The sequence below is a fragment of the Rhizobium altiplani genome, assembly GCF_001542405.1.
Classification (GTDB): Bacteria; Pseudomonadota; Alphaproteobacteria; order Rhizobiales; family Rhizobiaceae; genus Rhizobium; species Rhizobium altiplani.
In genome coordinates this window covers 35,532-48,800 of the sequence record NZ_LNCD01000140.1, presented here as the reverse complement: position 1 = coordinate 48,800, position 13,269 = coordinate 35,532, and the positions used below count along the sequence as shown (strand labels likewise).

At 61.7% G+C, this 13,269-nt stretch carries 17 protein-coding genes and 1 other RNA gene; 10 read left to right on the top strand and 8 right to left on the bottom strand.

All coding sequences use genetic code 11. The annotated features are described in order from the left end of the window. Window positions 1–53: 53 nt before the first annotated feature. Complete coding sequence (gene rimP, locus AS026_RS35340; protein ID WP_018855388.1) at window positions 54–659, bottom strand: ribosome maturation factor RimP; 606 nt, start codon at window positions 657–659, stop codon at window positions 54–56. Between the two features lie 228 nt (window positions 660–887). Between rimP and AS026_RS35335 the strand changes: the two genes are divergently transcribed. After that, on the top strand, window positions 888–2,519 hold the full coding sequence (locus tag AS026_RS35335) for an MFS transporter (RefSeq protein ID WP_062375546.1): 1,632 nt from the start codon (window positions 888–890) through the stop codon (window positions 2,517–2,519). An 8-nt stretch (window positions 2,520–2,527) separates the two neighbouring features. Then, window positions 2,528–2,983, top strand: coding sequence for a GNAT family N-acetyltransferase (locus AS026_RS35330; RefSeq protein WP_062375544.1), 456 nt, complete (start codon window positions 2,528–2,530; stop codon window positions 2,981–2,983). Window positions 2,984–2,990: 7 nt separating this feature from the next. On the opposite strand, the gene AS026_RS35325 is transcribed toward AS026_RS35330, so the two are convergent. Next, window positions 2,991–4,244: a lytic murein transglycosylase gene (locus AS026_RS35325; RefSeq protein ID WP_062375543.1), complete on the bottom strand. Its 1,254-nt coding sequence runs from the start codon at window positions 4,242–4,244 to the stop codon at window positions 2,991–2,993. Window positions 4,245–4,252: 8 nt separating this feature from the next. Beyond that, window positions 4,253–4,858 carry a recombination mediator RecR gene (gene recR, locus AS026_RS35320; protein WP_025659724.1) on the bottom strand — a complete coding sequence of 202 codons (606 nt, stop codon included), beginning with the start codon at window positions 4,856–4,858 and terminating at the stop codon, window positions 4,253–4,255. A 56-nt stretch (window positions 4,859–4,914) separates the two neighbouring features. On the opposite strand from recR, the gene AS026_RS35315 reads away from it, so the two are divergent. Then, on the top strand, window positions 4,915–5,538 hold the full coding sequence (locus tag AS026_RS35315) for an MOSC domain-containing protein (protein ID WP_025659723.1): 624 nt from the start codon (window positions 4,915–4,917) through the stop codon (window positions 5,536–5,538). Here the strand turns inward: AS026_RS35315 and AS026_RS35310 are convergent. Beyond that, complete coding sequence (locus tag AS026_RS35310; protein WP_082728673.1) at window positions 5,535–6,071, bottom strand: RBBP9/YdeN family alpha/beta hydrolase; 537 nt, start codon at window positions 6,069–6,071, stop codon at window positions 5,535–5,537. The two genes, AS026_RS35315 and AS026_RS35310, sit on opposite strands and share 4 nt — an antisense overlap. A 109-nt stretch (window positions 6,072–6,180) precedes the next feature. Here AS026_RS35310 and AS026_RS35305 point away from each other — a divergent pair, with 109 nt between their 5' ends. Then, on the top strand, window positions 6,181–6,663 hold the full coding sequence (locus tag AS026_RS35305) for an Lrp/AsnC family transcriptional regulator (protein WP_082728672.1): 483 nt from the start codon (window positions 6,181–6,183) through the stop codon (window positions 6,661–6,663). 83 nt (window positions 6,664–6,746) lie between these two features. Beyond that, window positions 6,747–7,274: a DUF992 domain-containing protein gene (locus AS026_RS35300; protein WP_018855396.1), complete on the top strand. Its 528-nt coding sequence runs from the start codon at window positions 6,747–6,749 to the stop codon at window positions 7,272–7,274. A gap of 1 nt (window position 7,275) precedes the next feature. On the opposite strand, the gene AS026_RS35295 is transcribed toward AS026_RS35300, so the two are convergent. The 4 genes from AS026_RS35295 to ffs all read right to left on the bottom strand — a co-directional run bounded on the left by AS026_RS35295 (window position 7,276) and on the right by ffs (window position 10,317). After that, the gene (locus AS026_RS35295) at window positions 7,276–7,887 is read right to left on the bottom strand and encodes a LysE family translocator (RefSeq protein ID WP_018855397.1); all 612 of its coding nucleotides are present in this window, start codon (window positions 7,885–7,887) and stop codon (window positions 7,276–7,278) included. 72 nt (window positions 7,888–7,959) lie between these two features. Beyond that, window positions 7,960–8,283, bottom strand: a complete 324-nt coding sequence (locus AS026_RS35290; protein ID WP_018855398.1) for a YbaB/EbfC family nucleoid-associated protein — start codon at window positions 8,281–8,283, stop codon at window positions 7,960–7,962. Between the two features lie 22 nt (window positions 8,284–8,305). Then, entirely contained in the window at window positions 8,306–10,174 is a 1,869-nt protein-coding gene (locus AS026_RS35285) for a DNA polymerase III subunit gamma/tau (RefSeq protein WP_062375542.1), read from the bottom strand. Window positions 10,175–10,220: 46 nt separating this feature from the next. Continuing rightward, an RNA gene (gene ffs / locus AS026_RS35280) (signal recognition particle sRNA small type) lies at window positions 10,221–10,317 on the bottom strand. 88 nt (window positions 10,318–10,405) lie between these two features. On the opposite strand from ffs, the gene AS026_RS35275 reads away from it, so the two are divergent. From AS026_RS35275 to AS026_RS35255, 5 genes are all read left to right on the top strand, one after another. Beyond that, entirely contained in the window at window positions 10,406–10,816 is a 411-nt protein-coding gene (locus AS026_RS35275; RefSeq protein WP_025659719.1) for an HIT domain-containing protein, read from the top strand. Beyond that, complete coding sequence (nudC, locus tag AS026_RS35270) at window positions 10,813–11,781, top strand: NAD(+) diphosphatase (protein WP_018855401.1); 969 nt, start codon at window positions 10,813–10,815, stop codon at window positions 11,779–11,781. The genes AS026_RS35275 and nudC overlap by 4 nt, the downstream gene beginning before the upstream one ends. Window positions 11,782–11,798: 17 nt before the next feature. Further along, window positions 11,799–12,482 (top strand): helix-turn-helix transcriptional regulator, encoded by a 684-nt coding sequence (locus AS026_RS35265; RefSeq protein WP_062375541.1) that lies wholly within the window; start codon window positions 11,799–11,801, stop codon window positions 12,480–12,482. A gap of 69 nt (window positions 12,483–12,551) precedes the next feature. Then, window positions 12,552–12,779, top strand: coding sequence for a hypothetical protein (locus AS026_RS35260; RefSeq protein ID WP_062375540.1), 228 nt, complete (start codon window positions 12,552–12,554; stop codon window positions 12,777–12,779). A 103-nt stretch (window positions 12,780–12,882) separates the two neighbouring features. After that, window positions 12,883–13,251: a VOC family protein gene (locus AS026_RS35255; RefSeq protein WP_018855404.1), complete on the top strand. Its 369-nt coding sequence runs from the start codon at window positions 12,883–12,885 to the stop codon at window positions 13,249–13,251. Window positions 13,252–13,269 lie beyond the last annotated feature (18 nt).

Below are 13,269 nucleotides of genomic sequence, written 5' to 3'. Positions count from 1 at the left end.
TCTCTCCGTCTTGGCGTCCCGGGTTCCCGTCCCTGGAGCCACAAGTTGATCGGTTATTCTTCGTCTTCCGCTTCGTTCTGGTTCGCGGCCTCTGCCTTCGCCAGCTTGTCGGCGCGCAGGGCATCACGGATCAGATCGTCGGTCAGAATGAGCTTTGCATCGGCGAGAGCCGTGAACGGAATAACGATATTCTGCTCTTCACCCTCGGAAACCTGGTCACGCTCGAGCGTGAAACCGTCTGCGTCGGTCGCAACGATCTTGCCACGGAAGCGCTTGCGGTTGCCGACCATGATCGACGTTTCGCACTTCAAAAGGTGTCCCTGCCAGCGCACGAAATCGGATTTCCGCACCATCGGGCGGTCGATACCCGGCGAAGACACTTCGAGATGATACTCTCTATCGATCGGATCTTCCACATCGAGAACCGGAGAAACGGCCATCGAGACCTCTTCGCAGCCTTCGACATCCATCGTTCCATCATTACGTTCGGCCATGATCTGCATGGTGGCGCCGTTCTGGTTGAGCATGCGTACACGGACCAGGCGATAACCAAGGTCGATGAGCACAGGCTCGACGATGTCGGCAAGGCGCTGGTCGAGACCGGTCTCGGTGATCAGCCGCGGCTCAAGTTCATTGTCTGCTTTCGTCGGATCCGACAAGCGATACGCTCCTCGCAATTTCATGCTTTTTGGATGATCGCGGTAATAAAAAAGAGCGGGTCCTTGCGGCCCACTCTTCATCAAAACGATCAAGATTTGAGAGCCATATAGGCCCGTTTTCAAAAAATTGCAAGGTCCGTCGCCAACCTTCGGCCTAACGGGCGCCCGAGGTAGCCAGCGGCGTCATTCAGCATATATTGGCTCCGAGGACCGTCATCGGGAGGGATCGTGCCTTACACTTCGTCGACACTGGCGCCGCTACGGCACGAAACCTACCGAAGGATCTGGTTTGCAAGCCTCGCTTCGAACTTCGGGGGACTGATCCAGGCGGTCGGCGCCGCCTGGATGATGACGACCATCACGGCATCGGACAATATGGTTGCGCTCGTGCAGACATCGACGGCACTGCCAATCATGCTCTTTTCGCTTGCATCGGGCGCCCTTGCAGACAGCTTTGATCGCCGCCGGGTGATGCTGATTGCGCAATACTTCATGTTTGCGGTTTCGGCCGTGCTCAGCATCTCCGCCTACTTCGGCTGGCTTTCGCCCTGGCTGCTCCTCTTTTTCACCTTCCTCATCGGCTGCGGCACGGCGTTGAACAACCCGTCCTGGCAAGCCTCGGTCGGCGACATGGTGCCGCGCGTGGATCTGCCGGGTGCGGTGACGTTGAACAGCGTCGGCTTCAATATCACCCGCAGTGTCGGACCCGCGATCGGCGGCGCCATCGTCGCCGCTGCCGGCGCGGCTGCAGCCTTTGCCGTCAATACACTGAGCTACTTCGCGCTGATCTATGCGCTATGGCGCTGGAAGCCGACCCCGCCGGCCTCGACCCTCCCGAGGGAGACGCTCGGCAGCGCCGTCTTTGCCGGCCTTCGTTACGTGTCGATGTCGCCCAACCTGCAAAAGGTGCTGCTGCGCGGGCTCGTCTTCGGGATCAGCGCCAGCTCGATCCTTGCACTGCTGCCGATCGTGGCGATCAACCTTGTTGTCGGCGGTCCGCTGACCTACGGTCTCATGCTCGGCTCTTTCGGCATCGGCGCCATCGGCGGGGCTATCCTGAACGACCGGCTGCGCGAACGCTTTTCGAGCGAGGCGATCGTGCGGATTTCCTTTACCGGCTTTGCGCTGAGCGCAGTGATCGCCGCCTCCAGTCCGATTGCCGCGCTGACCTGTGCCGGGCTGGTGATCGCAGGCGCATGTTGGGTGCTGGCGCTCTCGCTGTTCAATACGATCGTGCAGCTGTCGACGCCGCGTTGGGTCGTCGGCCGCGCCCTGTCGCTCTATCAGACGGTGACCTTCGGCGGCATTGCCGGCGGCAGCTGGCTCTGGGGCGCGGCAGCCGACCGCTATGGCGTTGCCAATGCCCTGCTCATCTCGGCCTTCGTCATGCTCTTCGGCATCGTCATCGGCCTGCGCTTTGCCATGCCGGCCTTTGCCTCGCTCAACCTGGACCCGCTGAACCGCTTCATCGAACCGGCGCTCGGCCTCGATATCACGCCGCGCAGCGGTCCAATCGTCGTCCAGATCGATTACGAAATCGCAGACGCGGACATTGCCGACTTTCTGGCCCTGATGGGCGAGCGGCGGCGCATCCGCATTCGCGACGGCGCGCGCAATTGGGCGCTGATGCGCGATCTCGAAAAACCGGGCCGGTGGACGGAGACCTACCACGCGCCGACCTGGGTCGAATACATCAGGCACAATCAGCGCCGCACGCAGGCCGATGCGGAAAATATCGAACAGTTGCGGGCGCTCCACCGAGGCGAAGAACTGCCGCAGGTGCATCGACTGATCGAGCGCCAGGCCATTCCGCCCAACGATGACGTCTTCTACAAGGCACCGATCGACCTGCATCATTGAGGCAAGACATGCATTCCTTCCGCCCCGCGCGCCGTTCGGATCTGGCTGATATCATTGGCTTGCTCGCCGAGGACGACCTCGGCAGCGCGCGCGAAATCGTTTCGGATCCGCCGGATGCGAGATATGTCGCTGCGTTTGATGCCATCGAAGCCGACGCCAATCAGCTGCTGGCGGTCGCGGTGGATGGGCGCGATCGCGTCCTTGGCTGCTTGCAGCTGACTTTCATTCCCGGCCTGTCCCGAACAGGTGTTTGGCGTGGGCAGATCGAAAGCGTGCGCGTCGCCAAGAGCGCGCGTGGCACGGGCCTAGGCTCCGATTTCATTGAGTGGGCTGTTGCACGCTGCGCCGAGCGCGGTTGCGGTTTGGTACAGCTGACCTCGGACAAATCACGGCGCAATGCCATCCGTTTCTACGAGAAACTGGGATTTGTCGCGAGCCACGAGGGGCTGAAGCGCAACCTCTAGGCTCTAGCTACTTCAACCTTCCGATCATCGATGCCTCGGGATAGCAGGTCGGCGTCAAGCCGTTCTTCTCCTGCCACTGGCCGATGGAACGGCGGGTCTTGTAACCGGGGAGACCATCGGAGCCGCCGACGTCGTATCCCTTTTTCTCCAACGCCTTCTGCATCGTCGCGACGTCGGAGCGCAGCATTTTGCCGACATCGCCCCAAGGCCCCTGGAAAGCCCCGGACCCATAGGCGATGCGATCGGCCAGGTTGCCGATAAAAAGCGCATAGAGGTCGGAGTTGTTGTATTCCTTCAGCACGTAGAAGTTCGGCGTGACGACAAACTGCGGACCGTCGCGCCCGGCAGGGACGAGCATCATGCCGGACGCCTTGCCCTCGCCGGAAGGGAAAGCCTTGCCTGATATGCGCGTGATACCGAGTGAGGCCCAGTGCGACACGGGCTTGGCGAGGTCAGGCCCCTCTTGCGCGCAGGATACGCCATCGGGGATGCTCACTTCGTATCCCCAGCCACGACCGCGCTGCCAGCTCTTCTGGGCAAGGAAGTTCGCAATAGAGGCAAGCGTATCGGGAACCGATGTCCAGATGTTGGGGTGGCCGTCGCCATCGAAATCGACCGCATATTTCAGATAGCTGGTCGGCATGAACTGCGGCTGTCCGAGCGCGCCGGCAGATGACCCCTTGAATTCGGCCGGCGTCGCGTCACCGCGATCGATGATATGCAGAGCGGCGAGCAATTCGGTGCGGAACATGTCCTTGCGCGTCGACATAAAGGCCTTGGTCGCCAGCACCTCGATGGCGGAATTCGGGATCTTGGCAGCCCCGAAGCCGGTTTCGCGCCCCCAGACGGCAAGGACGATCGAGCCGGGAACCCCGTAGGCTTTTTCAATCTTCTTCAGCGTCGAGGCATATTGCGCGGCAAAGCCGCGGCCGGTGCTCCCCAGCCGCTTCAGCCGATCCTCGTTGAAGTACGGCGCGGGCGAGGAGAATTCGGCCTGCGTCTGCTTCTGCTCCTTGGCAGGTGGGAAGCCGGGAGGGGCGAGATCGGTCAAGGTCCAGTTCAGCTCGACGCCCGCAAAGGCTGCTTGAAACGCCTTCTCGGAAATGCCATTGCGCTGCGCCTCCGGCCAGAGATCGGCCCTGACCCACTTTTCGAACTGCGCTTCAACATCGGCCTTGGAAGCGGAAAAAGCCGGCGGGCCTGACAGTGCCAGCAGTGCCGCCGTCGCGATCAAGAGGCGCCCGAAAATGCGCTTGCTCATGCTTCCCCCTAGATTGCCGTGCGGGCTCTGAGCGCCGCCTGCAGCGTTCCTTCATCGAGATAGTCGAGTTCGCCACCGACCGGGACGCCATGGGCAAGGCGCGTGATCTTGACGTCCAGTCCGGTCAGCTGGTCGGTTATATAGTGTGCTGTTGTCTGCCCCTCGACGGTGGCGTTGACCGCGATGATCAGTTCGCGGATGCCGCCGGCCGTGACGCGCTCGATCAGGCCGCGAATGTTGAGATCATCCGGGCCGACGCCATCCAAGGGAGACAAAGTGCCACCGAGGACATGATAGGCGGCGTTCAGCGCGCCGGCGCGCTCCAACGCCCATAGGTCGGAGACATCTTCGACGACGATGATGACGGAATGGTCGCGCCGGTCGTCCGTGCAGACCGTGCAGGGATCTACCGTATCGACATTGCCGCAGAGAGAGCAGATCTTGACCTTGTCGTAGGCCTCGCCCATCGCGTTCGACAGCGGGCCGAGCAGTTGGTCTTTCTTCTTGATGAGATGCAAGGCAGCGCGGCGCGCGGACCGCGGACCGAGGCCGGGGACCTTTGCCAGAAGCTGGATCAGTTTTTCGATTTCGGGGCCGGTGACTCGCTTTGCCATGAGCGGTTATTAGCCCATATGCTGCAAAAACGGAAACATGTTGGGAGCGCCGCTTGATGAAAATCCTCGCCGTCTGCATCGGCAGTACCGAGCGGCTGCCCGGCAAGAGCTACAAGACGGGCATCTACAAGCATCCCATCACCGGCAGCGTGCTCGTCGATGCGGAGGGCGTGGTCGGTGATGCGATCTGCAACCGGAAGCATCATGGCGGCGTCGACCAGGCCGTCTATCTCGAGGGGTCGCTGACGCTCGACTGGTGGTCGAAAGAGCTTGGGCGGCCGATCGTGCCAGGCACATTCGGAGAAAACCTGGTGATCGACGGTCTCGACAACCGCACCGTTTCGGTCGGCGATCGATTCATAGCCGGCGATCTTGTTCTGGAGGTTACCAGTGCGCGCATTCCCTGTGCGACCTTTGCCGCCCGGATGGGTGACCCGCGGTTCGCCAAGCGCTACGCGCGAGCTGCCCGGCCGGGCATCTATTGCCGGGTGCTTCACGGTGGAGCAATCACCGCCAGATCAACGGTCGACTATCAGCCTTATGACGGCGAAAAGGTTACGATGCCGGAGATGATCGCCACCTTTGGCAAGACACTCGCCGCCCAAGATCGCAACCGCTATCTGGCGGCTCCGATCCACTACAAACTTCGGAATATTCTGGAAGTGCAGGCCGGCGCCTAGCGCAAGCGCACCTCAAGGGCCGCCAAAGCCGCCCGTCCCTCCGGCCAATCGCCAAGCCCACTGGCTCCGTTGATGTGACCGTGGGCACCAATATTTGTGAATTGGCTACCCCACTCATCAGCCCTGGCACGTGCGTAGTCGAGCGAACCGTACGGGTCGTCGCTGCTGGCTACGACAAGCGAGGGGAACGGAAGCGCCCCGAGAGGTGTTTCGGCAAAGCCGGCTGCTTCCGGCGGGTAGGCTGCGGCGCGCGGGTCCGGCGGCGCTACGAGCAAGGCGCCGCTGGCGCGATGCCTGGCCCGCCGTGCCCAATGCGCCACCAGCAGGCAAGAGAGACTATGGGCAACGAGAAGCGGTTCGGCCTGCGCCTGTCCGACTGCCCTGTCCAGCGCCTCAATCCAGTCCTCAAGGTCCGGCTGATCCCAACTCGAGGGTGAAAAGCGCCGAATGCGACGGTCGGCCGTCTCCCATCGGGACTGCCAGTGGGTTTCGCCAGACCCGCCAATGCCGGGCACCGTGATGATTTCTCTCATCGCTTCCTTCCTGTTGCTCGACGGACAAGTTGCGCGAGAGGGTCCGCAAATGACATAAGAAATCATCGGCAAAGTCATCGCTCAGCCGATAGATTAAAGGCGGACATTCATGGCCGATTTCATGAGCCGACAACTCGACCCAACTGACATGACGATTATCGAGATCATGCAGGCTGATGGGCGCATTTCCGTTTCCGAGCTGGGGCGCAAGGTCGGCCTGTCGCAGCCGGCAGCCTCCGAGCGGCTGAAACGCCTGGAGGAACGGGGGATCATCGAAGGCTACGGCGCCCGTATCAATACCGCGGCGCTCGGGCTGGGCATGATGGCCGTGATCCGGCTACGCACCACCCACGAACATATCCGCACCTGCCTCAAGCAATTTGCCGACATGCCGCAGATCATCGAAGTTCTCAGGCTGACAGGAGAGGATTGCTTCGTCTTGAAGGTCCTCGTCCCCTCGCCCTCCGAGCTTGAAGTCATCGTCGATAGCATCGCGCGCTATGGTGCGGTCACCACCTCGCTCGTCTTGCGTGGGGAGCCGACCAAACCCTTCGGTCGCGAACTGATGAAATTGGCGCGAAACCACCTCTGAGGTGATTTCAACGGCTGCCACTTGCTGACGAGAAGGAGCCTCCTAGTTTTTCATCCACGGGGTGCAAATCGAAGGAGGCTCGCATGTCCATCGCAAGACTTATCGCGGCGGCAGTCATCGCCGCAACGGCCACTACCTTCCTATCAGCAACGCCGGCTGCAGCCCGCGTCAAGGTCGGCTCGTTGGGCTGTGATATTTCTCCCGGATTCGGCGTCATCATCGGCTCGAAACGGACGCTAAACTGCATATTCACGCCGTCCTCGCCCGATCGACCAAGCGAACGCTACACCGGCACGATCACCAAGTTTGGTGTCGATATCGGCGCTCTCGCCGGCGGCGGATTGATCTGGCTCGTCTACGCGCCGACAAACCGGCTCGACGGCGCCCTGCAGGGCAGCTACTCCGGCGTCGCAGCCAATGCGACGGTCGGCCTCGGCGTCGGGGCGAATGTCCTGATCGGCGGTTTCGAGGGCTCGATTGCTCTGCAACCTGTCTCGGCTGAGGGCACGTCCGGTCTCAACATCGCGGCAGGCGTTGCCAATATGATCCTGACCTGGGTGCCGCCGGCACCACCGCCACCAGCTCCCAGGCGGCATGTGTCACAGCGATAGCCTAGCGCATCGCGATCGCCAAAGCGGCACCGGCCATCGTTCCGGCGCTGGCGCGGTTGGCCGCGCGAATAGCACGACGGCTCCTCAGGAACCGCCGGGCTTTGGCAGCAAGCAGCGTCCAACTGAAGTCGATGAAGATCAGCACGAAGAGCATGGTGGCCACGAGTTCTGCCCAACCGACGATCGTTACCCCGCGAACGTCGATGATCGAGGGCAGCAGCGCCATGTAGAACATCATGATCTTCGGGTTGCCGAGCGTCACCGTCATGCCGGCGAGGAAAAGCCTTGTGGGTGATTGCGCCTCGGGCAACGCTTCGCCATCACTATCGGGCGAGGCGAACCACATTTTCCAGGCAAGATAGAGCAGGTAGCAGACGCCGAGCCACTTGATGGCAACGAAGGCATAGTGGAAGGTTTCGGCGATCGCCGCCAAGCCGGCGACGGCGCAGGTCAGCCAAATTGCTTCGCCGAGCCACATAGCTGACAGGAAAGGCAGAACGTCACGGGCGCCCTTGGAAATCACCCGGGCGACGAGTGCGGCAACGCTCGGACCGGGAGAGCCGGCGGCCACGAACAATGCGCAGGCAAAGACAAACAGACTGGTCAACGTCATCGGCAATCCTCCTGTTGCGTGACGGAAGCAATGCCAGCGCAGCTGACACCGCTCTCTTGGTCTACCGGCTGGTCAGAACGGCATCTTGAAGCCGGGAGGAATCGGCAGGCCGGCGGTCAGCGCCTTGGTCTTTTCGGCAGCGGCGGCTTCCGCCTTGTCCTTGGCATCCTTATGCGCGGCCACGATCAGGTCTTCGAGGATTTCGACATCGTCTTCCTTGAAGAGGGACGGGTCGATCTTCAGGCTCTGCATCTCGCCCTTGCCATTGAGGATCACGGTGACGAGACCGCCACCCGACTTGCCTTCCGCCTGGAGTTCGGCGATCTCCGCCTGCATCTTCTCCATCTTGGCCTGCATTTCCTTGACTTTGCCCATCATGCCCATGATGTCGCGCATCGTCTCGCTCCTTCTCGATACTCTAGAAAATTATGTCGTCGCCGGGCAAGATGTCGCCCTCTTCGGATTCGGCAGCGGCAGGCGCCTTGACTTCCTCTTCCTCATCCGGCTCGGGCGCCCTTACGCGGACGTCGATGATCTTGGCGCCCGGAAACTGGGCGAGGATCGCCGCCACATCCGGATCTTGGCGCGCGTCGCTGACCTGCTGCGCCTTGGCGTTGGCTTCGGCCTCGACGATCGTCGGCTGAGCTTCCTCGCGGCTGAGGCTGACGATCCAATGGATGCCTGTCCAGTCCTTGAGCTTGACAGCCAGTTCGTTCAGCAGCGTACCGGGGGCGCCTTCGGTCAGATTGACGTCGAGGCGGCCGGGCTCGATGCGAACCGGGCGTACGAAGTTGCGCACGAGCGCCTTGACCTTCACATCGCGCTTTTCACCGGCCAGATTGGCGATATCGGTGATCGAGTTTACCGAAACCAGTGGTTTCGGCGCCTCGGCCGGCTTCGTCTCGACGCGGCCGACCGGCACGTTCTGCGGGTCGGGATTAGGGACGGCGCGCAGCATCGCGGTCGGGCCGGCGGGCTGCGGGCGCGGGATCGACTCGGTCGATCGTGCCGCCAGATTGCCTTGATAGTTCACCGTTGCGCCGCCACCGCCGTTGCCCGATGGGACGGATGGACGGCCGCCACCGTTCGTCTCGGAAAACTCCGCGAGGCGACGGGCGGCATCTTCCGGCGCCGGCAGATGGGCGGCATGTGTCAGTCGGATCAGCACCATCTCAGCGGCGCCGGCCGGGCGCGAGGAGCCTTCGGCTTCCGGAATGCCCTTCAGTAACATCTGCCAGATGCGCGACAGCGTCGTTACCGCCACGCTCTGCGCGAATTCGGCGGCCTTGGTACGTTCGATTTCGCTGAGCGAAGGATCGTTCGCGGCATCCGGCACGTATTTCAACCGCGTGACCAGATGCGTGAAATCGGCGAGATCGGTCAGCACGGCAACGGGATTGGCACCGGCTTCATACTGGCTTTCGAATTCGCCGAGCGCTGCTGCGACATCGCCTTTTACGATATGATGAAAGAGATCGACGATGCGGGCGCGGTCGGCAAGGCCGAGCATCCCGCGCACCGTTTCCGCCAGCACCGCGCCGCCGCCATGGGCGATCGCCTGGTCGAGCAGCGAGAGACCGTCGCGCGCCGAACCTTCGGCGGCACGGGCAATCATCGCCAGCGCATCCGGCTCCGCCTCGATGCCTTCCTTCGATGCGATCGTGGCAAAGAGCCCAACGAGATCGGAGGCACTGATGCGGCGCAAGTCGAAACGCTGGCAGCGCGACAGGACGGTGATCGGGACCTTGCGGATTTCGGTGGTAGCGAAGATGAACTTCACATGCTCCGGCGGCTCTTCGAGCGTCTTCAGCAGGCCGTTGAAGGCCTGTGTCGAGAGCATGTGCACTTCGTCGATGATGTAGACCTTGTAGCGCGCCGAAACCGGGCGATAGCGCACCTGCTCGATGATCTCGCGGATATCGTCGATACCCGTGTGGGATGCAGCGTCCATCTCGATGACGTCGACATGCCGGCCTTCCATGATCGCCTGGCAATGCTCACCCGGGATCCGCAGATCGATCGTCGGCTTGTCGATGTCAGCGGTCTTGTAATTCAGCGCGCGAGCGAGGATGCGGGCGGTCGTCGTCTTGCCGACCCCGCGCACGCCGGTCAGCATGTAGGCTTGGGCAATACGGCCGGTCTCGAAGGCGTTGGTCAGGGTCTGAACCATCGGCTCCTGGCCGACCATCAGATCCGTGAAATCCTTGGGGCGGTATTTGCGTGCCAGCACCCGGTATCCGGTGCCCGTCGAGGCGGCATCTTGTGACTGTCGCTCGGTGTCGCTCATCGCCCTGCTTATCACCCGGACTGCCCGAGCAAGAATGGAGAGAAAGGTGGGAGGCTGGCACGATGACCCGTGCCGGGCTCGTTAGGGCTGCTTCCTTCCGGACCTGACCCGGTTGGCGAGTGGCTCGTCCACCACCAACCTCCCGGATGCACATATCGGCAATATCGCCATCAAAAGCAAGCCAAGCTCAAAAAAAACTGCTAGCCTCAGGAAAACATGGAGGAATGCCTGTTGGACGAATTCAAACTCGACCGTCGGCTGGAGAGCGATAGCGACCGAGTTATTCAGACCGGGCTCTGCGATCTCAGGCTGTCGAAGGACGCCCGCTGGCCGTGGCTGATTCTCGTGCCACGCAGAACGGGTATCAGCGAAGTCTTCGAACTGACGCCCCTCGATCAGGTGTTGCTGACATTCGAGACGGAGATGGTCGCCTCCGCCCTGAAGAAGATCACCGGCGCCACAAAAATCAATATTGGGGCCCTTGGCAACATCGTCCGTCAGCTTCATGTTCATGTCATTGCCCGCTTCGAAGGCGATGCCAATTGGCCAAATCCCGTCTGGGGTTTTGGCAAGGCTGAACCTTACGCGGCGGATAAGAGAGATGACCTTATAAAGAAGTTGCGGGAAGCCCTTTCATCATGAGCCGTTCGCTTTTCGATTCGGATGTTCCGCATCCGGAACCCAGTAGCCTGACTGCCTTCGCAGCCAATGACCTGATCCGTGATTCCGAACATCGCGACGAGACATCCGTCGACAAGGCGCTTGCCAAGGAAGGAACGCATATCTTCGCCTTTGCCGGCGACAAGCTGGTCTTGAAGCATGACGGGCAGGTGCTTGATCCGCTGTTTGCACGCTACGAGCTGAAGGACCTGCGGCCCAACTGGGATGAGACCGTCCTGCTCGGCTATCGAAAAACCGGGGAGCCGCGCCTTGCCGTGCCGGTGGGTGTTCCGGAAGAAGAGTTGGCCAGCCATTACAAACCTTCGGATGGCCGTTCGCTATTTCGCGAGATGCTGATCGACGAGGTTCTACTCGGGGAGTTTGCGCAGGGAGCGAGCCTCATCCGCTGGAACCGCGACAACAAGTTCTGCGGCCGCTGCGGCTCTACCATGGAGATCCATATCGGCGGCTACAAGCGCGTCTGCACAGCCTGCGGACATGAAATCTTCCCGCGCACCGACCCCGTCGTCATCATGCTCACGATCGACGAGGAGCGCGACCTCTGCCTTCTTGGCCGCAGCCCGCATTTCGCTCCGGGCATGTATTCCTGTCTTGCCGGTTTCGTAGAACCGGGTGAGACGATCGAGAACGCTGTGCGCCGTGAGACGCTGGAAGAATCCGGAATTCATACCGGACGGATCCGCTATCACGCTTCGCAACCCTGGCCGATGCCCCATACGCTGATGCTTGGTTGCTTCGCCGAAGCCAAGTCCAAGGACGTCAAGTACGATACCCAGGAGCTGGAGGACTGCCGCTGGTTCACGCGTGAAGAAACGCTTGAGATGCTTGAACGCCCCGGCGTGACCGGCAAGGCACCACCGCCCAAGGGGGCGATCGCCCATCGGCTGATGCGCGATTGGATAGAGTGGAAAAGCAATAAGGCCTGACAGAACGAGGCCCAGACATGGCACGCTCCGAACGCCTTCTAACGTTGCTGCAAACCCTGCGGCGCTATCGCCGGCCGGTCAGCGGCGCTGTGCTTGCCACCGAAACTGGCGTCAGCATCCGCACGCTTTATCGCGATATTTCGAGCCTGCAGGCACAGGGCGCCTTGATCGAAGGAGAGCCAGGTCTCGGCTACGTGTTGAAGCCGGGTTTCATGCTGCCACCGATGATGTTTTCGCAGGACGAGATCGAGGCGCTCGTCCTCGGTTCGCGATGGGTTGCGCGTGCCGCCGATCCACGCCTTGCCGCCGCCGGCGCCGATGCCCTCGCCAAGATCGCCGACGTGCTGCCGCAGGAGATGCGAGACGAGATCGAGACCTCGACGCTGCTCGTCCATCTCCGACCGCCCGTTGCCGACAAGGCTGATCTCAGTGCCATTCGCAAGGCGATTCGCGCCGAACGAATCCTCAAGTTGACCTACTCGGATGAGGGCGGAACCGTCTCCGTCCGCAATATCTGGCCTTTCGCGCTGAGCTATTTCGAGCAGGTGCGGGTTGTCGTTGCCTGGTGCGAATTGCGTCAGGATTACCGCCACTTCCGCACCGACCGGATCGTCGAAATGATCCCTCAGGACGGCCGTTATCCGCGCCGGCGCGCGGTCCTGCTCAAGGAATGGCGAGGCCAGCAAGATATTGCATCCTGACCGCGACACTACTGCCATAAACTGACAGTGGTCAGCGCTATTATCGGTACCAATCCAATAGGAGGACCGATGATGATGACCCTGAACCTGAGCCGATCTACGCGCGGCAACCATGCTGTCGACGAGACCTCTTCCGATACAGGATATCCGCAATCCACGCTGCTGCGCATGATGCTGAACGCGTCGCGCCAGATGGCGCATCGCAGGTGTTCGCGCCTCGATCCGGACACCATGCCCGAGTGGAAGAAACGCGATCTCGGCTTCGTCGATTGGGGCAGCCCCTGCCACGAAGGCTAGTCGCACACGACACAACTCCCAAGACGCATGACCGACCGCCGCCGCTGCCAACGAGGCAGCGGCGTTCCTTCGCCTGCCACCCTGTCACAACGAGGACGACCCGATGAACAGCCCGAACCTCATCATTCTCTACGTCAAGGACCCGGCCACAAGTGCCGGTTTCTACCGGTCCTTGCTCGGCCGAGAGCCTGTCGCCGAAGCCCCGAACTTTGTCGCCTTCGCGCTTGATGGCGGCTTCACGCTCGGCCTCTGGCGGCTGAGCAAGGTTACCCCGCAGCCGTCCGCTACGGGCAGCCGCGCCGAGATCGCCTTCATGGTTCCCGGCGAGAACGGCGTGTCGACGCTTTACGAGGATTGGCGCAAGCGCCAGTTGCCGATCGCGCAGGACCTTACGGACATGGATTTCGGCCCGACCTTCGTCGTGCTCGACCCGGACGGCCATCGCCTGCGGGTGTGTGAGCCGGACAAGTAAATCACAAAGAAAAGGGCG